This is a genomic window from Leuconostoc sp. C5 (assembly GCF_056530425.1).
This window is the reverse complement of sequence record NZ_CP134351.1, coordinates 1,605,550-1,624,298: the sequence shown is the minus strand read 5'-3', so window position 1 is coordinate 1,624,298 and position 18,749 is coordinate 1,605,550. Positions and strand designations below refer to the sequence as shown.

At 38.2% G+C, this 18,749-nt stretch carries 16 protein-coding genes; all 16 read left to right on the top strand.

The window, feature by feature from the left end:
* The first annotated feature begins 2 nt into the window (after positions 1–2).
* Positions 3–1,145 carry a phage portal protein gene (locus tag RHP56_RS08215; protein WP_096639489.1) on the top strand — a complete coding sequence of 381 codons (1,143 nt, stop codon included), beginning with the start codon at positions 3–5 and terminating at the stop codon, positions 1,143–1,145.
* The gene (locus tag RHP56_RS08210) at positions 1,142–1,831 is read left to right on the top strand and encodes a head maturation protease, ClpP-related (protein ID WP_011680285.1); all 690 of its coding nucleotides are present in this window, start codon (positions 1,142–1,144) and stop codon (positions 1,829–1,831) included. The genes RHP56_RS08215 and RHP56_RS08210 overlap by 4 nt, the downstream gene beginning before the upstream one ends.
* Positions 1,832–1,840: 9 nt before the next feature.
* Positions 1,841–3,004: a phage major capsid protein gene (locus RHP56_RS08205; protein WP_096639487.1), complete on the top strand. Its 1,164-nt coding sequence runs from the start codon at positions 1,841–1,843 to the stop codon at positions 3,002–3,004.
* Between the two features lie 10 nt (positions 3,005–3,014).
* Positions 3,015–3,347 carry a head-tail connector protein gene (locus RHP56_RS08200; protein ID WP_462794687.1) on the top strand — a complete coding sequence of 111 codons (333 nt, stop codon included), beginning with the start codon at positions 3,015–3,017 and terminating at the stop codon, positions 3,345–3,347.
* Positions 3,340–3,711 (top strand): phage head closure protein, encoded by a 372-nt coding sequence (locus RHP56_RS08195; RefSeq protein ID WP_096639485.1) that lies wholly within the window; start codon positions 3,340–3,342, stop codon positions 3,709–3,711. The genes RHP56_RS08200 and RHP56_RS08195 overlap by 8 nt, the downstream gene beginning before the upstream one ends.
* The gene (locus tag RHP56_RS08190; RefSeq protein WP_096639484.1) at positions 3,701–4,117 is read left to right on the top strand and encodes an HK97 gp10 family phage protein; all 417 of its coding nucleotides are present in this window, start codon (positions 3,701–3,703) and stop codon (positions 4,115–4,117) included. The genes RHP56_RS08195 and RHP56_RS08190 overlap by 11 nt, the downstream gene beginning before the upstream one ends.
* Positions 4,117–4,491, top strand: coding sequence for a DUF806 family protein (locus RHP56_RS08185; protein WP_010292990.1), 375 nt, complete (start codon positions 4,117–4,119; stop codon positions 4,489–4,491). The genes RHP56_RS08190 and RHP56_RS08185 overlap by 1 nt, the downstream gene beginning before the upstream one ends.
* 3 nt (positions 4,492–4,494) lie before the next feature.
* Entirely contained in the window at positions 4,495–5,130 is a 636-nt protein-coding gene (locus RHP56_RS08180) for a phage tail protein (RefSeq protein WP_096639483.1), read from the top strand.
* A gap of 340 nt (positions 5,131–5,470) precedes the next feature.
* Entirely contained in the window at positions 5,471–5,875 is a 405-nt protein-coding gene (locus tag RHP56_RS08175; RefSeq protein WP_011680280.1) for a phage tail tube assembly chaperone, read from the top strand.
* Positions 5,876–6,093: 218 nt separating this feature from the next.
* Entirely contained in the window at positions 6,094–11,307 is a 5,214-nt protein-coding gene (locus tag RHP56_RS08170) for a phage tail tape measure protein (protein WP_462794686.1), read from the top strand.
* Between the two features lie 65 nt (positions 11,308–11,372).
* On the top strand, positions 11,373–12,485 hold the full coding sequence (locus RHP56_RS08165; RefSeq protein WP_105296184.1) for a phage distal tail protein domain-containing protein: 1,113 nt from the start codon (positions 11,373–11,375) through the stop codon (positions 12,483–12,485).
* A gap of 14 nt (positions 12,486–12,499) precedes the next feature.
* Positions 12,500–16,792, top strand: a complete 4,293-nt coding sequence (locus RHP56_RS08160) for a hypothetical protein (RefSeq protein WP_462794685.1) — start codon at positions 12,500–12,502, stop codon at positions 16,790–16,792.
* Between the two features lie 12 nt (positions 16,793–16,804).
* A complete protein-coding gene (locus RHP56_RS08155; protein WP_179876252.1) occupies positions 16,805–16,942 on the top strand; it encodes a hypothetical protein in 138 nt (45 codons plus the stop codon).
* Complete coding sequence (locus RHP56_RS08150; RefSeq protein ID WP_179876251.1) at positions 16,942–17,178, top strand: hypothetical protein; 237 nt, start codon at positions 16,942–16,944, stop codon at positions 17,176–17,178. Before RHP56_RS08155 ends, RHP56_RS08150 begins: the two co-directional genes overlap by 1 nt.
* A 49-nt stretch (positions 17,179–17,227) precedes the next feature.
* Positions 17,228–17,653: a hypothetical protein gene (locus RHP56_RS08145; protein ID WP_462794684.1), complete on the top strand. Its 426-nt coding sequence runs from the start codon at positions 17,228–17,230 to the stop codon at positions 17,651–17,653.
* Positions 17,650–18,744, top strand: a complete 1,095-nt coding sequence (locus RHP56_RS08140) for a hypothetical protein (RefSeq protein ID WP_462794683.1) — start codon at positions 17,650–17,652, stop codon at positions 18,742–18,744. Before RHP56_RS08145 ends, RHP56_RS08140 begins: the two co-directional genes overlap by 4 nt.
* The last annotated feature ends 5 nt before the right edge of the window (positions 18,745–18,749 follow it).

Below are 18,749 nucleotides of genomic sequence, written 5' to 3'. Positions count from 1 at the left end.
GAATGGGTTTAATGACTTCGAGAAATCGACAACATAAAATCATTGACACAACTTATCCTAGTACGCATGGATATGATCCAGTTATTTCACAAATAGCGGGTCTTCCTGTTGGATATATAAGTGGCGCAAACGCACTAAAAAACAGTGACATATTCAGTGTAGTTAATCGAATAGCAAGCGATATTGCTAGTGCTAAGTTTAAAACTGAAAACACGTATGTTAGTGAGCGACTTAATCAGCCTTCAAAGCTGATTGGTCGTTTTTCATTTTGGCAGGGTGTCATTATTCAATTGTTATTGAGTGGTAACGCTTATGTACCGTTGGATTTGGATTATTTAGAACAAATACCGCCATCTTCGATTATTAGTATTGATATTGACAATGCGAATCAAGGTGCAGTTTATACGTTGGCTGAATACAACAACCACCCTCAACGCAAATTAACACAAGACAAGATACTTCACTTTAGGTTAATGCCTGACGCAACCTATCAATATCTTGTGGGGATGTCACCGTTAGAAAGTTTGACTAAAGAGCTGACCGTTTCAACAGCAAGTACAGACCAAAGCTTGAACTTGATTAAAAATCGTATCACGCCAACTTCTGTTTTACAGATTAGTAACGCACTGCTGGAACAGGGTGATGCTGATGCAGCACGTGATGCATTTGAAAAAGCTAATAACGGCTCAAATAATGGCCGACTGATGGTTTTGGATTCCAATTCTACGTTCAGTCAATTTGAGATGAAAGCTGATGTATTCAAAGCGTTAAACAATAACGCAGAGTATTCTGCTAATCAGATTAGTAAGGCGTTTGGTGTACCTGTAGACATGTTAGGGGGTGGTAATAGTACAGAAAGTCAGCACAGCAACAGCACACAAATCAAGAACTTGTACTACGAGAACTTAATTAGTTATGTAGCCCCAGAAATTGATGAAATTGCTTTGAAAATGAATGCAGAAGATTTAACACTTGATATGCAATATGTTGACGACGCTACCCGTGTTAGCCAAATCAACGACATGGTTAAAGTTGGCACTTTGGGTCAAGCGCAGGCTGAATTCATGCTGAAGCAATATGGTGTGTTGCCTAATAATTTACCTGTCTATGTTCCATCGACGCAGGGGAAAGGAGAAAGTGAATGAAGTTAGATATTAAAGGCATGATCACTAATGATGATGATGCAGAAATATATCGTGATTGGTTAGGCATGACTGTTACCTCACCAACTGATATTTTAGGCAACTTACCTACTGATGGTTCTGATTTAGAAATTGGAATTAATTCAGGAGGCGGAGAAGTTGATGCTGCGAATGAAATTTACACAGCGTTACGAAATTACCCTGGTAAAGTTATTACGCAAATTGAAAGTTCAGCTTATAGTGCTGCATCGATTATTGCAATGGCTGGTGATACTGTTCAAATTTCGCCAGTTGCTCAACTAATGATACATAATGCGTCAACTTATGCAGGTGGTAACCACAATGACTTGGATAAAACATCTAACGCGCTAAAATCCACCGACAAGGCCATAGCTAAGGCGTATTCTGTAAAAACAGGGCGTCCAGTCGATGAGTTCCTTGCCTTGATGGATAAAGAGACGTGGATTAATGCTGACGATGCATTAGAACTTGGATTAGTTGATGAAGTAATGACTTTTGAAAAAGAGCCAGTCACTAATTCTGTTAATAATGTACTACCTCGCAAAATTATCAATCGTATCAAAGATTTGGTTGGTGAAAATCAAAAATTGAAAACTAACGCAACTGATAGTCAACCAAGTGAACACGACAAGCTCGTGCAAGCTAAGTTGGCTATTTTACGTAAATAGGAGAAAAATATGACTAAAGAACAACTACAAGCGGCATTCCGTGACGCTAGCACCAAGGCATCTGATTTGAATGCTAAATTGAACAACATGGTTCAAGATGATTCTGCTTCAGTAGAAGATATTAAGAAGGCTCAAGATGACTTGACGGACGCTAAGACACGCCGTGATATTTTGAACTCTCAACTCAAGAGCTTTGAAGACGTCGAACCAGAGCCTAAAAAGCCTGGTAAAAAGACTAATATTTTGGACAATAAGGCCGCTGAACTTGCTGCAAAAAAGCAAGGCATTAATGATTTCATTCATTCTCGCGGTGCAAAGATTTCAGATGCAGTTGCTTCACAAGTTACTTCGTCAGAAGTTGGTGTATTGATTCCAGAAGAAATTATTTATGATCCATCTGCTGAAGTTAACTCAGTTGTTGACTTATCAACTTTGGTTAACAAGACACCAGTTACTACTCCAAGTGGTAAGTATCCTATTTTGCAACGTGCAACCGATCGTTTCAATTCTGTTAAGGAATTAGCAGAAAACCCTGCTTTAGCTGAACCTACTTTCAAGGAAGTAGACTGGTCTGTCGATACTTATCGTGGTGCAATTCCTCTTTCAGAAGAATCAATTGCTGACACACAAGTCGATTTGACAGCATTGGTTGGTCAATCAATCGGTGAAAAGAAGGTTAACACTTATAACGCCTTGATTGCACCAGTTTTGCAAGCATTTACTGCTAAGTCAACTACGAGTGATACATTAGCTGACCAAGTAAAGCACATTTTGAATGTTGATTTAGATCCAGCTTATGCACGTGTTATTATTGCTAGCCAATCATTCTACAATGCCGTTGACACATTGAAAGATAAGAACGGACGTTACTTACTTCAAGAATCAACTGCATCATTAGCACAAGCATCCGGAAAGACGTTGCTGGGAGTACCGGTTTATGTGATTGGTGATGAACTATTTGGTAACGCTGGTGACCAAAAAGCATTTATCGGTGACACAAAGCGTGGTGTTCTATTCCCTAACCGTCAAGAAATTACTTTGGCTTGGGAAGACAGCAAAATTTATGGCCGTTACCTAGGTGCTGCTTTCCGATTTGGAGTTAAGCAAGCTGATGACAAAGCCGGTTACTTTATTACTAACACAGCTACTCCTGTATCTGTCAGTGGCGAATAAGGAGTAATTCATGGCAGATGAAACAAATTCACCTCGTGCGCCTTCAACATCAACAGGTGTCACGGTTGGTGATATGCAAGACTATTTAGCAATTGATGGTGATGATGGTGTTTTACAGGAATTGATTGATTATGCCGAAGAAGACGCTCGTGGTTCAATTGACAGCACTATCGATATTGAAATATATCGAAAGATACCAATATTTAATCAAGCAGTTAGGACATTGGTTGATTTCAATTACTACAATCGTGGTGCTTTATCTGGTCAGCAAATTGCTTATCCTAAGTCTTATCAGTACATGCTGAACAAAATCAGATGGAAGGTGGGTCAGACAAATGGTTAGTGGAAAATTAAAACCAAGCAACTTTATTGGAAAGGTTGAGTTCGGAACTGTTAAATCTGTTTTAAACAAAAACACAGGACAAAAAGTACCTAGTTTCGTTTCTTCTACTAGCCAAATGCGATATGCACCCCGTAGTCGCTCGATTACGCAATCTGATTCTATTTTTGGAACAAGTATACAGGAAACTAAAATAATTGCTGTACGGCACAACGAGAGCCTTACAGAGAATTTAAAAGTTCGCTTTGTAAAAACGGGTAAGGTTCACGACATCAAATATATTTCATCTGATGAAAGTAATACACCGGTTTCGTTTGACTACATCACCATTACTAAAGAACCACTGGGGGCATTTGATGGAACTTGATGATGCTTTAGATCAATGGCTACGTAATGTGAATAAACTAGTTCCTAACGTTAAGCAGAGACAAAAAATTACGTTAGTTGGAGCGGAAGTCTACAAAACAAGGCTCCATGATATTACTAAGGCCAAACATTATGATGAAAATCATAAGGACACTAGTCAAGTAACTCACTTAGCTGATTCAATTGAAGTTTCCGGAACAAACATTGATTACATTCGTGACGGTACCTCGTTAGTTGGTTTCACCAAAAAAGGTATAAACCACGGTCGTATCGCAAGATTATTGAACGATGGCACAAAATTTATTCCAGGTGATCACTTTGTTGAAGACGCTAGGCGTAGTTCTCGACAAGCTGTGTTAGCGGCTCAATATGCTGAATATCAACGACTTTTGAAAGGTGGTAATTGATGATACTACCCATTTTTGAAGTTCAAGAACTCATAGAAGCAATGAGTTTTGCTGATGTTGTTTTTGTAACAAGTATCGATGAAGAATATCTCGAGAATGTCACCTCAACAGTAGTTCTTGTGACCGAAACGGTTAACGACTTGGATAAGAGAGCCAACAACCGTTTTAGAAACATGAATTATGGTGTTGAAGTACAGATATTTTACGGAATTAACTTCACCAAGCCAATTCTTGACACAGAAATATCATTGGCAAGGCTATTAGAAAAAAACGATTGGCAAACAACCCAATCTAAATCACATACCAATGACCCGAAGACTAATCAAGTCACTAAGGTCTTTTATTTTGAAAAAAATTATATTTTGGAGGATTAATTCATGGCAACACAAGGTATTGTTACCTCATATTTCGGATTAATTGACAATGCAACAGGTCAATTAATAAAAGGCGCTGATGGTTTGAGCGACACAGGCATCTATGAAGCAGACGGCCATCAAGATGCTACTGCTGAAGGTGCTACTCAAATTCAAATTCAGAACTTGGGTACTGCACCAACCTTGCAATACTCAAACAATAAGGCCAAACGTTCAACTAAGGCTCGTTCATATCCAACAGCCGAATTTACAATGCTTGATCTAGGATTTGAAGCTAAGCAAAAGCTGCTTGGTAAAATCCAAACAACAAGCAAAGGCTTTGTTGATGGTGAAAAAGAAGCGCACGTAGCGGCGATCGCTGTGACACAAACATTGGATAAGCAACATAAAATATATTATGCCTTTGCTAACGGGACAATGATCGAAGGAAACAAGACGTTGGGTACAAACACTAACAACGAAACTGATTCAAACGACGTTATGACTTTAACGACAATGAATCCCGTTGTTGATACTCAATTCGGGGGTGAGCCATACCAAGTTGCATCTGATTTGGTAGATGGATTTACACTTGATGCGTTAATGGCAGAAACCTTCCCTGGCTATTCAAAACCAACTGATGGCACAACAGGTCAATAATTAGTATTTTTTAACTCGCTTTTGAAATAAACAGTACATGAAAATGGGCGGGTTACATTTTTAGTTACTCATAGTTACCTTTAAACCTTGTAATAATATATATATATATTTATATAGTATTTTATGTAACTTTGTAACTTTTTGCTATTCGGGCTATGCCTGTCAAGGGATACAGAAGTTACATTTTTTTCGTAAAGTTACACAATTTTTGTAACTTTTTTGTAAGTTCTCATTTTTTAATTTGAAAAAATGTAACTTTGTCACTAAAAAAATACGTCGTTTTGTAACTAAATTTAGGGTAATTTTACCCGTACATATCAAAATAAAAGGAGCCTAGATCATGGCAGTTAATACAGAAAAAATTAAGTTGAATAAGTTCGGAATTCGCAAGACGGTATCTATAAAAAAGACATTTGGTTTGCGAGAAGAAGCGATTGAAAACAGCATAAAACTCGGTGAACTTGCTGATACTGAGGGTATGGAGTTTATTGATATCCAGAAAAATGAGTTGAAATCTAGCAAAATTAAGATGGACGTAATCAAGTCAATTTTTGGTATTTCTGACGAAGAAATGGACGAACTAACCCATAGTGTATCATCTAAACAATTTTCAGATGCTTATGAATATGTAGAACTGATGATGATGGGCGTTAGCGAAGAAGAATACGAAAATCTTGTTAAGCTTGCTTCTGAAAGTCAAGAAGAGGTAAATGAAGAAGACCCAAAAGAAGATTTGGTCGAATAAGAAGGGAAGTATTCGACAAGAAGAACCAACTTGAAGAGGCGCGTTATTTAAAAAAACAACTTTTTAAAGAATACGGTATTTTGCCAAGTGATTTAGATAATCAGGAATATTTTTCATTCATGAATATGCTTAATGCAAAAGAGCCTGATAAACGTGCTGGTGATCCATTAGCTATTGCTAAACAAATGGGGTTGAATATACCGGGGGAAGGAGAGTAGATGGTTGAACGAATTCAGGCGGAGATGGCCACGTCTATTGCTTTAGACACTTTAAAAGCGACTAATAGTTTACGTGGTTTGAACGATGCTGTTACTTCTGTTAAAAACGCTTGGAAAGCTCAAGAGGCAGCGGCTAAATCATCGGGCGATTACTTAAAAGCATCGCAAGAGCGATACAACGGTCTGAGCCGAGAAATGGAAGCTCAGAAAAACAAAATAACTGAATTGCAACAACGTCAAAAGGGCTTAGACACCTCTACAAAAGAAGGTGCTGAGTCCTTTTTAAAATACGAAAGAAACATCCAACAGGCTAATCAAAAATTAGCTAGCTTAGAGTCTCAGCAACAACGTGCCAAGTCTTCAATGGAGTATCAAACCAGTGGATTAGCAAAGTTGCAACAAGAATATAAGCAGATGAATCAAGTTTCTGATTCGTATGTCAACCGTTTGAAAGCAGAGCATAATACTAGAGCAGCTAATATTACTAGCGCTAATAATATGAAAGCCTCGCTATCAAACCTCTCCCAACAGTATGTTAAGCAATCAGAAGAGCTGAAAAGAATTGAGCATGCAAGTGGTTCAGCTAGTGATGCATACAAAAGGCAAGCTGTTCGAGTGAATGAAACGGCAACAAATGTTGCTAACATGAAAAACGAGTTGAAATTAACTCAAGCAGAAGTTAACCGTGCCAATCCTTACGGGTTAAGCAAGTACGCAAGCGGAGCCAATGGTGCTTACCGTGCTGCTGAAAAGATGGGTAATGGGTTCCATACTGCAGGCCAGAAAATCAAAGACATGGCATACAGTAGTAGTATTGCTATTGTCGGTATTGGTGCTGTTTCAATTAAGGGCGCTCAGCTTGCTACAAACTTACAAGATACATTTGTAAAAGTAAATAACATAGCCACTACGGGTGGTGAAAAGCAAGCTGAGGTAACAAAAAATCTATCACAGATGCAAAAAGACGGCGCCAAATATTCTGTGCAATATGGTAAGTCACAACAGGCTATTGCTGAAGGGTACTTGGAGTTAGAAAAAAGAGGATACACATCAACGGCTGCATTAAAAGCCATGAAGTCTGAACTGCAAGCATCAGTAGCTTCTGGTGATGATTTCAATGATGTCCTTACTGTTACATCTCAGGTTGTTGATGCATACGGCATGCGTACTAATAACGCTGCTAAGATGACTAAAAATACCAAAGAAGTTGTTAACCAGTTAGCCTATGCTGCTGATATGACAGCCACTGACTTTCATGACCTTGGAAAAGGAATGGAATATGTAGGTGATTCTTCTCATGCTGCAGGATTTAAATTATCTGAGACAGCATCAGCCATGGGTATTCTTTCTAACCATGGTCTTGAAGCTGATAAAGCTGGTACTGGTTTACGTAAAGTTATTAATTCTATTACAGGTGCACTATCTGATCAAGAGGCGGCACAAAAAGGTTCGGCTTCATCAATTGATTCGTTAAATGAAAAAATAGCAGACCATCAGAAAAAAATAGCTGATTATCAAGCAGCTGAAAAAGCTGGCACAAAGAGTTCTAAATCAGCTGCATCTGCCATTAAAACGCAGCAAGAAGCCATTGAAAAATTGAACGGCAAGATACAAGCGATTAAGTCTGGCGGAACTAATGACATGCTTAGTAAGTTGGGTATTAGTCGTAGTCAATTAGTTGATTCAAACGGCAACCTACGTGATTTGACAACTATCATGGGCATTATTAACGAAAAAACCAAGAATATGGGTACTGCTCAAAAGAACTCAGTATTCAATAGTTTATTCGGTACTACTGGTCAAAATGCTGGTGTAATTTTAGCTCAAAACAACAAAGAACTAGGTGAGCTAAATGAAAAAGTTAAAAAATCCGCAGACGGGCAAGGATATGTAGCTGATTTAGCCAAAAAGAACATGAAGTCTGTTAAAGCTGAATTGCAACAATTTAGCCAAGCTGGTCAAGCCGTTATGATCATGATTGGTAAACAAATGTTGCCAGTCATATCAGAAGCCGCTGTAAAAATGGCTAAAGCCTTTAATTCCAAAGAAGGTCAAGACGGACTAAAGAAAATTGCTGAGGGAGTAGCTTGGGTAGGCGATAAGTTAGTTGGTTTAGTTGAGTATATTGGCACACATACTGGTCAAATTAAAGCATTTGCAGAAGTGTTTGCTGGTATATGGGCTTTTAAAAAGATAAGTGACACAATAGGTTGGATTAAAACAGCTATTGGTACTTATAAAGAACTGAATGGTGTCTTAAAAACAACCGCAGCATTAAATACAGCTGCTAATGCTACTGGTTCAGTAGGTGGTAAAGCAGGCGCTGCAACCACGATGGTTGAAACTGCAGCAACTACAAGAGCAGCTGGAGCAGGAGGCGGATTAGCAACTCTATCTACTGGAGCTAAAGTCGCTAGTGTTGCCAGCAAAGTTGTTTCAGGATTAGGTATAGCGCTAACTGCTGCTGATGTAGGTGGAAGTATCGCTACTGCAATCAGTTCTAAAAAGTCTAGTGATAAAATCAGTGCTGCATCTAAAGGAGCCGGAGCTGTTATAGGTGGTGGTATTGGAGCAATACTAGGAAGTGTTATTCCTGGTGCAGGTACACTAGCTGGAGGAGCGATTGGTTCTGCTATTGGTGATTCGTTAGGAAGTACTAAGACAGCTCAATCGATTACTAAAAAGCTTAACAAAGCATTAAAAAAAGCTTTTTCAGATAATAAGATAACTATCAAAGCACCGAAAGTTGATGCAAAAGACGCTTATTCAGATTTGAATAAAGCTTCTAAAAAATATTATTCTGAAAAGCAAAAGCAAGATTTACAGGATATTAAGCTGCTAAAGAAAAACGGTTATCTTACTGAACAAGAATATCAAGATAGATTAAAAACTATCAAAGAAGAAGGCAAAAAGGCTAATAGTGTTGAAAAACTAAGTCAATCTGATAGAACAGCATTGACAAAGTATTATTCACAGCAACGTCAAAAGCTTGAAACTTCATATAATAAAACTAAGCAAAAAGACAGCAATAAATGGGATAGCATAATTGCTAAAGATGCTGCTAAGTATGGAGAAAATTCTTTACAAGTTCAAAAGGACTATAAAAAGAAAGAGCAAGCACTTGCTAAGGACGATCAGGCCAAGAAAAAGGCTGTTAATAAACTGACTGTCAAAAATGCAACTGAAACAACTGTTGAAGAAGCTAAACTGCATACAACTTTGACCGGGAAAATTAAGTTATCTAACAACGAGCAAGTAAAGTTGATGGATAAGTTGACCAAGGATAAAGGACGGTTAACTAATAAGCAGTTACAGGATATTACTTCTAAGTCACGAGAAGAATATAACAACGTCAAAAAGTATGCTGATAAAAAGCTAGATGCTGCGCAAAAAGCTGCTGATGAACAACTCAAAAAGGTTACTAAAGCCGCTGACAAACAACGTGATAACGTTGTTAACGCTGCTAAAAATCAGTACAAAGATGCTAAAAAGGCAGCCGACAAGCAACGCGATGACACAATAAAAGCTTCCGAAAATCAGTTCAAGGGCAATAGTCAATGGGCTAAAGACCAACGTAAAAGCGTTAGAGATTCGGCTAATAAGCAGCACGACGATACTGTTAATGCTGCAAAAGATCAGAGAAATAAAACAGTTGATTCAGCTAATAAGCAACATGACGATATTGTTGGTAAGGCAACTAGTCAAAGAAACAAAACATCCAATGCTGCAACACAACAGCGAAATGAAGTTGTTGATAAGGCATATAAACAAAAAGATAGTGTCCTTGATGCAGCTGGTAAACAAGGAAACGGCGTAGTTAATAAGGCTGTTCTCCAAGCTAATGGTTCTATGGAAGCCGCTTCAAAGCAAGCCAAAGGAACGCACAGCATTTGGAAAGGATTAGGCGATTTCTTTAATGGCTTAGTCAAAGGATTTGGTATTAAAAGCGTTGATGTTAAAAGTGGTGGTGATTTTGGATATAAGCCTGCTACGATGCAAGCATTCGCTACTGGTTCTCGAGGTGTATCCGGTGGAAAAGCGCTTGTCGGTGAAGCGGGAATTGAAGCAAGGTATTCCCCTTACTCGGGTAAAGTTGATTTTCTAGGTACCAATGGTGCTCAGGTTGTTAACCTTAACCCTGGTGACAAGGTTTTGAATGCCAGTGATACAGCTAAGCTATTCCAAGGCGGTTTAGGTAAAACATTGCCGGGATACGCTAAGGGTACATCTTCAATTGAATCATTTTTATCTTCAATGACTAAAGGGGCTTCTGATATTTGGGATGATGTTTCCGACGCAACAAGTGAGGCTATTGAAAAGTTAACCAATCCCGTTAAAACATTAACTGATATGGCGTCTAAGATTTTTGATGTCAATAAACTAGAAGTCGGTGATACAGGTCACAATTCATCTAGTGGAATGGTTAAAACGAGTATCGAAGATGGTTTTGGTAAGATGCTATCAAAACTCAAGTCTGGATTTGAATCAAGTGGAAACGCAGGCGGAGGCAAAGGTGCACCAAGTGGTGCAGGGGTTACAAGATGGCGTTCACAGGTTGTAGATGCCTTAAAGGCTAATGGACTTTCAACAAGTTCTTTAATGGTCGATAAGGTGTTACGTCAGATTCAAACTGAATCAGGTGGTAACGAAAAGGCTGTACAGGGTAACATTGGTGACGTTAACAACGCATCAGGTGACCTAGCCAAGGGTCTTATGCAAGTCATTAGTGCTACATTTAATGCCTATAAGTTCCCAGGACACAGCAATCCATTTAATGGTTATGATTCTTTGCTAGCTGGTTTAGCTTATGCGAAAAATCGTTATGGATCTAATTTATCATTCTTAGGTCAAGGACATGGCTACGCAAACGGCACTATCACCAACACGCCACATATAGCAAATATTGCAGAGGGTGGAATGACAGAGGCGGTAATTCCTTGGGATTTGTCTAAAAAATCTCGAGCAATGGAATTGTTGGGTGAAACAGTCACTCATTTTGCACAAAATACTAGTTCTAATACGACTGTTGCTGAAAGTTCAAATAGCAATCTATCAAATATGATTGAGGCTACTAATAAAACTCTAAATAGTGTTGTTGAGTTATTGGCGGGCATCTTAGGTCAAACTACAGAGGCTAACCAGTCAGTAGATGATATTGCTATGAATAAGTTTTCTAAAGCTGTGATTGCTAGAGCGGTTAGATCAGCTAATTAAACTAAAAACTCGCCATTAAATACACAATACTTCGGGGCGGGTTTTAGAAAGGAGTACATATGAGCATGTTTGTGCTAAATAACGCACGTGGTGAAAGCGTTGATTTGAATTCTGAAAATTTATTCGGTAATACACCAACAGGATTGGGAACAGTGTTTACAAACACTTATAGTCAATATGAAAGTTATTTTAAAGCAACTAAAATAAATATTCAGCAAGGACAGATGCAATTAAATATATTGTTTGGGGATGTTGAAAGTCGAAGTTATCAGACGTTTAGTCAGTTTTCCACATTCTTATCTTTTCAACCATTGACATTGCTGTATAAAACCGGTGTTGATACTTGGCATCGCGATGCAAGATTAACTAGTTTAACTAAGACAGAAATAGGCGGAACGACAGTATTACAAACCGATAAATTATTTGAGCAGTTTACAGTAGAGTTCATTAACCCTTGGTATAACAACAAACAAGGTAGATATAAGACATATAACATTGATACAGGTCTAGCCATTTATGGCTCAGGCTTTTTTAATGAACAAGGTAATTTTAATCAGAACTTGATACTACAATCCTCAGGTGAAAACGCATCAGCTGATTCAAGACCTAATTTATCAGGTGTAACCAATAATAATATCAACTCAACCATTGCATATGACAGTGATGCTATTACATTGAATTACACGGGTACAGGTTCCACAGAGTGGTACTACGGACTAGCAGAAGCATGGGCTAATATGAGTGATTCAGTCCTTAGTTTTGATAAGACGTATACAATTTCAGTCGATGTAAAAGGAACTGTACCAGGCGTTGCATTCAGGGTAAGTAATACATTCTCACCTACCACAAAGATTAGTAATGACACATGGACTAGAGCGGTTTATACGTTTACATTGCCTAATCTATCAGGTGATAACTTAAATAAGTTTTACATTCGCTTAAATGCAATGGCAACCACTAATGCATCAGGATTCGTAAAAGGTCAAACACTTAGATTCAGGCATTTTAAATTAGAAGAAGGCAACACAGCCACAGCTTACACAAGTGCCCCAGAGGACGGTGTAACAGATTCAAATATGAAGTACGGTTTTGGATTTATGGGCGTTGCTTATGATGATGAAAACAGGAATAAGCCTTATGTAGATGAGGCGCAAGTAGACATAACAAGTATTGAATAAAGGAGGTTAAAAACTTGGCATACCAACCAACAAACTGGGAACATGGCGACACAATCACAGGTGGAAAATTAAATAAGATTGAACAAGAACTAACACATGTGGCTGATAATGCTACTTATGGCTTTGGTGGTGCTCAATTATCAAGTGATGGCTTAACCCCTCTAAGTTACATCAATGCTGGTGACCCTATGCCATCTAACCCACAAAAGGGTGATACGGTATTCCTTAAAGATGGTAATGACTTCCTGATTTACTCATACAATGGTGAAGATTGGGTACTAAAGGTAGACCCAAATCTAAGCAATCGTATTGAAGAGACTATCAAGACAGCTTCTGATAACACAGATAAAGCTATTGCTGATAATAATACCCAGATTAACGGAACAATCAATCAGGTGGCTAAAGAACAAGCTGATTTAGCTGTTAAAGATGGTGATTTCAACAATAAAGCACAAGCAATGGCTGATAAAGCCTTAAGTGATGCTAAAGCTAACACTGCTACAGTAGCTAAAAGCACATTAGATACAGCTAATCAGAACATAGCAGATGCTAAGAAGTCTGTTAGTGATGATCTATCTAAGGAAGCAACAGATAGAGCATCAGCAGTAAGCGCTCTAGACACAAAAGCACAGGGTTATGCAGATACAGCTAAGAAAAACGCTATAGACGTAGCTACTAGTGCAGATAGTGTTATTAGTAAGAAAATTGACGACACAGCTTCTAGTATTACAAGCACAGTCAGTCAAAACAAAAAGGATGCAGACGGTAAAATTAGTACCGCTCAATCAACAGCTACACAAGCCTTAAATGGTTTAAATAGCAAGGTTGACACGTCCACATATAACGCTAAAACAGGGCAATTAAGCACTGATGTTACTAATGTTACTCAAACAGCTAACCAAGCTAAAACAGATATAGCATCAATCAAGCAAACAGACACCACACAAGATGCACGTATGACAACTATTGAAGCTGATGCCAGTGGAACTAAAACTACTGTAAGTAATTTGCAAACAGTTCAAGGTCAACAATCAGGTTCAATTAGTGCATTACAACAACGTGCAGATGGATTCGATGCAACTGTTACCAAGGTTAATAGCCTAGCAGTAGGTGGTAGAAACTACTTAACAGGCACAGTTAATACAAACTCTACAGTAGGGGCTAATGCTAATAATCAATCAAAAGCTCTATATAAAATAACATTATCATCTCTAGATGCTTTGTATAAAGAGTTTAAGAAGACTAGCGACTATTTCACATTAATATTTGATTGGACGTACACAGGAACTAACCCATCAGGTCAATTTATACCTCAATGGAACATAGCACCTTGGGGAATTGGCGGAAAGTACACTGTTATATCAAGTAACAATACCAGTGGCACTGTTATATTAACTGCAAGTATCAATAGCAATTGGAGTGGTGTTACTGCAACACCTTACATGGGTATTAGGTTTGACAATGTACCAACAACTGGTACTGTAACTATCTCTAATATGAGATTGATGTCTGGTAATATGTCATATCCTTGGACTATAGCACCTGAGGACGTAGACAGTGCAACTGCTAAAGCTCAATTAACAGCAGACCAAGCAACAACTGCATTAAATGCCTATAAAAATAACGCAGATGGACGTATAACTAAGGCACAATCTGATATTACACAGACAGCCAAGGATGTAACTACTAAGGTTAGTCAATCAGATTACGATAAGAAAACTGGTGATTTAAGTACATCAGTATCTAAGGCACAACAAACTGCTGATAGTGCTGTAACAACTATAGGAAACTATAAGACTAACAATGATAATCGTGTTAAAGCTACAGAAACATCTATAGCACAGAACACTAAAGATATTACTTTAAGAGCAACTAACACTGATTTAGATTCAGCTAAAAAAGATTATAATGCTCAAATTGCACAGGTTAATGTAAATGCTAATGCAATTACCAACCAAGTATCTAGCATTCAAACTAAGATAAATTCTATGGGTCAAGTTAATCAGTTGGCTAACACAGAGTTTAATCCAGATTATTCAGGATGGTACACAAAATACCCCAACCCTACAGCTAAAGATGTTGTTTCAACTCAGTTTACTAATGTTGGAACAGATGGATTCGGGTCAAACATGGTTAGCCACAAGGGCAATGGTTCCTGGATAGCATCTAGCGGTGTCCCCGTTACACCTGGTATGAAATTAAGTTTTTCAGCTAGGTTTTTTGCACCTAAGGCAATCACAAGTGGTGGCACACCCATAGCCTTATATATCATGGCTTATGATGCAAATGGCAATAGGACACTATCAAACGGATATAACGTACCAGTTCCAGGGTTAAGTGTTTCATCTAATACCTATAAGCTACAGAATGTGACTATTCCTGATAAGTCAGTGGTAACCTATGCAATATTTGCATGGAATGTTACTGATGAGGTTTATATATCACAGCCTATGTTAGTCTTTGGTTCTACAGTTGGTGATTATGTTCCAGGAGCGTATAACAGCAATGACAAGGTAGCCTTACAGCAAATAGCCTTAGACGGAATCACGGACACAGTATCCAAACAAGGTACTAATATTGATTCAGTCACTAAGAGAGTAACCACAGCTGAGGGTACATTAAGTACAGCAACAAACAACATCAGTGGTTTACAGAGTTCTGTTACTCAAACTTCTAACCAAATTAAGACAGAAATAACTGATAGGACTAAGGGTGATTCAAACACATTACAGAGTTCCAAGGACTTTACAACAAGTTCAATCACAAGTTATGACAAGGGTGTTCAAACACAACTAACTCAAACAAGTGATGCAATTCTAGCTAAAGTAGGAGCAACTAACCTATTCCCTAACTCAGAGTTTGCTCAAAACTTTGGATATGCAGGAAGTGGCACAGTTGTTGTATCAGGTAGTGTAAAAAACAATATTGATAATAAGTACAGTGGTACGGTATCAGTTACATCAACCTCAGCAGGCTACCAAGGTTATTGGACTAACAAAATACCCGTTTATGGTGGTAAGAAGTATAGCGCTTCTGTATTAGTTCATTACACTAATAATAGCCTCAGCAAGGGCTTGGCAATGCTAGATATTTGGTTTTATGACAAGGATAACAAAAGAATATCATCAGCCACTAGGTCAACAGGTCAAGTAAGTAGCCCTTATTGGGTAAAGCTATCTAATGAAGGATTTACAGCCCCTATTAATGCAGTAAGTGTACAAGTATCGTTACTTGTTAACAATGCAGGTGCAGGTCAGGTGGCTACATTTTCACAACCGCTGGTAACGGCTACTGAAAAGCTACAGGAATATACACCTAATGATGACATGTCAGCCCAGTTATCACTGTTTAAGGATAACTGGAGCATTGGTATTACTGATAACATCAGCAAAATTACCAGTGGCATTGTTGGTAATGCATCTCAAATGAGCCTTATTAGCAAGAATGTGACGATTGATGCACCAAACACTCAGATTAAGGGTACAGCGTGGATTAACTCAGCCATGATTGCAAACGGTGCTATAGGTAGTGCACAGATTGGCGATGCAACAATTACCAGCGCTAAGATTGCTACCCTAGACGTTGCTAAGTTGACTGGTAATGTTTCTAATTTCATTCAGTCAAACTGGAATGGGTTATATCAGTCAGTGAGGATTAGCCCAATAGGCATGACTATTAGTACCTCACAAGGTAGCACAGCTCAATTTAATCAGGATGGGTTGGTGTTAGATGGTTCTTTAGGTACCACTAATGTTCTAAATGGGCAGATCGAATTGATTAGTAGCAAAAATGAATATCTGGGTACATTCCAGCATGAAACCATGCCAGACCATGACAACGTAGATTATCTAATGATTAAGCTTGCTGGATGGCATACAGGTAAGTCTACAGACCCAGATTATGACTTAAATTCAGACGGAACTAACACCATTAGAGGTGGCGATGGTATTGGGTTCGGTGTAACTAACAGCGTAGGCACCTACGACATGAAAATGTCGTGGGATTCTAGCCTTGTAGCTGGCTACAAGGGACGTAAAGCAGGGTGGCATGTTGAAGACATCATGACGTGGCACCAACCAACTTACTTTGAGGGTGGTTTTGACGTAGCGCAACAATTTAGTTCTACAGATAGAAGAGCATTGCATATCCAAGGAGCAACATTATCGAACGGTCATAAATGGTTTGGATTTTTTGACACACCATCAAAAGCGGGCTTTGGCACAGATGATACCAATGACGTGCTATTTTACGTGAAGGGTAAGAGTTACAGCCTCTATACCGTGTTGAGTAAATTAAATATGCTATAAGAAAGGCAAAAAATGCAACCAAGACAGGAAGACATAATTAACAACTTATTGCAACAATTGACCAATCTAACTTATGTTAATGCACAGTTGCAGTCAGTTGTAACGCAATATCAAGCAAAAGCAGAACAAGTAGAAGAGGAAAGTAAATAATGACAATTAATAAAAGCGTATCAATCACAGCAATATCACAAACAGCAGACGGTCAAGCAATTGCTTACTTTAGTGCCAATGTATCTGATAGTGGCACATCAAGCAACATGACAATTCAAAACCAGGATTTATACGAAGCTAATAAAAAGCAAGTTCGTGCAGATAAGGCAGACTTTGATAACGCTGTATATGATGTGGAAGATGAACAAGCATCAAAGCCAACAACAGAAGGCTAAATAAAAGGGATTTATTCCCGTACATATCCAATAAAACAGGAGGTAATGCATGACTACAAAATATGGATTTGTTTTTATTGAAAGCAATGTAACAGGGCGCGAAAAAGCTATCACGCTAGACAACAATAGTGAATATTATGGCGTTCAATCAGGTAGCCCATCTTTAGTAACTATCACAGGTAGATGTAATGTCTACCCAGAATGGCAGATTATCCAAGATGGTGCAGTAGTTGGTAAGGCTAAATTTAGCTTATATCTAGCTGATAACCAGAGATTAATAGTCTCTAGCTATCCCGAAGACCAATATGCCCGTGTTTATAACACAGACGGTAGTTTCAGTGATGTTAGTCAATTGGCTGATTTTTCAGTTAACAATTATCTAAAAGTGCCAGAGGGAACTAGCGCGCTACTGGCTTACTTAGATGAAAATGCTCAACTAGATGTGACTTTCAAAGAAGAGAGGATGATAGTATGAGCTTGGCACTTGATATTACAGTATTTGATAGTGCTAAATTAGTTATAAAAGGTACCTATAAGTTATTCAGCTATGATATACAGATGGATGCATTGAGTAATGTTACTAGTACATTCACTATTGATAAGAACACCAAAATTACAACAGGTGATTATGTAGCTGTTAGACCTAATAACAGCACCACATTGTTATACTACGGGCAAATAATCACAGTTGATGTAGCTGATTCTAGTAACCTTATGACATTATCAGCTAACTATATATGGAACTTACTCAATGGTGACATTATTGTAGGTAGCAAGAGCAGTAATAGCTATGAAGCTCATATATTAAAGCTAATAAACAACTATATTAACTCTAATGTAGGTACTAACATACTCAATAAGGGGCTTACTAACTCAACTAACACAGCATTTCAGGTAACCTCATCTGATGGAATCAGTACAAGCAACTTTATTGATTATTTAGTAAGAGGATTCAAGCTACATAATACAGTGTTTGAAGTAACAGGAATAGGTCAAGGTACATCAGAAAATGGTGTACCTTTTTATTACCCAAAAATTGACTTTCATCAGGTAAAAGACACATGGAATTTTAAAAATGATGTTTACGATTTCAATAATTGGGTAGTCAGTGATTCCAGGAATCTACGAAATTACAATAATGAGTTGTGGATTGTAGATCAGGCAGGCACTAACATGGAAAATCCTACTGTATTAGCACGTTATTGGCTCACAGAAGACGGTTCAGTTATAAAAAACCTTACAGATAATGTGGCAAAGCCTACACAAGTTCAGATATATTTATTTGACAAGACAGCGACTGATAATCCTACTTATGACTCAATAGCACAAAGTAATCTATCAGCTAATGCTTACTCTCATAGTATTCAATTTAGCGCACAGTTAGGAAATAACTTCCTACCCCTAGAAAAAGTAAAGCTAGGGCTACAATCAAATATTTACTACGACAACACACAATATAAGTCAGTGCTTACGGCTTATTCAATCGACAGTAGCTCAGAAGTGGTTAACCTAACTTTTGGAAACCTACGCTTTGGACGAAATGACTTATTCAGCACAACGAATTAGGAGGA

Bases quoted from the DNA above. Each gene is read 5' to 3' on its own strand.
- RHP56_RS08170 (WP_462794686.1), top strand. From the start codon at position 6,094: ATGGTTGAACGAATTCAGGCGGAGATGGCCACGTCTATTGCTTTAGAC.
- RHP56_RS08150 (WP_179876251.1), top strand. From the start codon at position 16,942: ATGACAATTAATAAAAGCGTATCAATCACAGCAATATCACAAACAGCA.
- RHP56_RS08145 (WP_462794684.1), top strand. From the start codon at position 17,228: ATGACTACAAAATATGGATTTGTTTTTATTGAAAGCAATGTAACAGGG.
- RHP56_RS08185 (WP_010292990.1), top strand. From the start codon at position 4,117: ATGATACTACCCATTTTTGAAGTTCAAGAACTCATAGAAGCAATGAGT.
- RHP56_RS08175 (WP_011680280.1), top strand. From the start codon at position 5,471: ATGGCAGTTAATACAGAAAAAATTAAGTTGAATAAGTTCGGAATTCGC.
- RHP56_RS08190 (WP_096639484.1), top strand. From the start codon at position 3,701: ATGGAACTTGATGATGCTTTAGATCAATGGCTACGTAATGTGAATAAA.
- RHP56_RS08200 (WP_462794687.1), top strand. From the start codon at position 3,015: ATGGCAGATGAAACAAATTCACCTCGTGCGCCTTCAACATCAACAGGT.
- RHP56_RS08210 (WP_011680285.1), top strand. From the start codon at position 1,142: ATGAAGTTAGATATTAAAGGCATGATCACTAATGATGATGATGCAGAA.
- RHP56_RS08180 (WP_096639483.1), top strand. From the start codon at position 4,495: ATGGCAACACAAGGTATTGTTACCTCATATTTCGGATTAATTGACAAT.
- RHP56_RS08195 (WP_096639485.1), top strand. From the start codon at position 3,340: ATGGTTAGTGGAAAATTAAAACCAAGCAACTTTATTGGAAAGGTTGAG.
- RHP56_RS08155 (WP_179876252.1), top strand. From the start codon at position 16,805: ATGCAACCAAGACAGGAAGACATAATTAACAACTTATTGCAACAATTG.
- RHP56_RS08165 (WP_105296184.1), top strand. From the start codon at position 11,373: ATGTTTGTGCTAAATAACGCACGTGGTGAAAGCGTTGATTTGAATTCT.
- RHP56_RS08215 (WP_096639489.1), top strand. From the start codon at position 3: ATGGGTTTAATGACTTCGAGAAATCGACAACATAAAATCATTGACACA.
- RHP56_RS08205 (WP_096639487.1), top strand. From the start codon at position 1,841: ATGACTAAAGAACAACTACAAGCGGCATTCCGTGACGCTAGCACCAAG.
- RHP56_RS08140 (WP_462794683.1), top strand. From the start codon at position 17,650: ATGAGCTTGGCACTTGATATTACAGTATTTGATAGTGCTAAATTAGTT.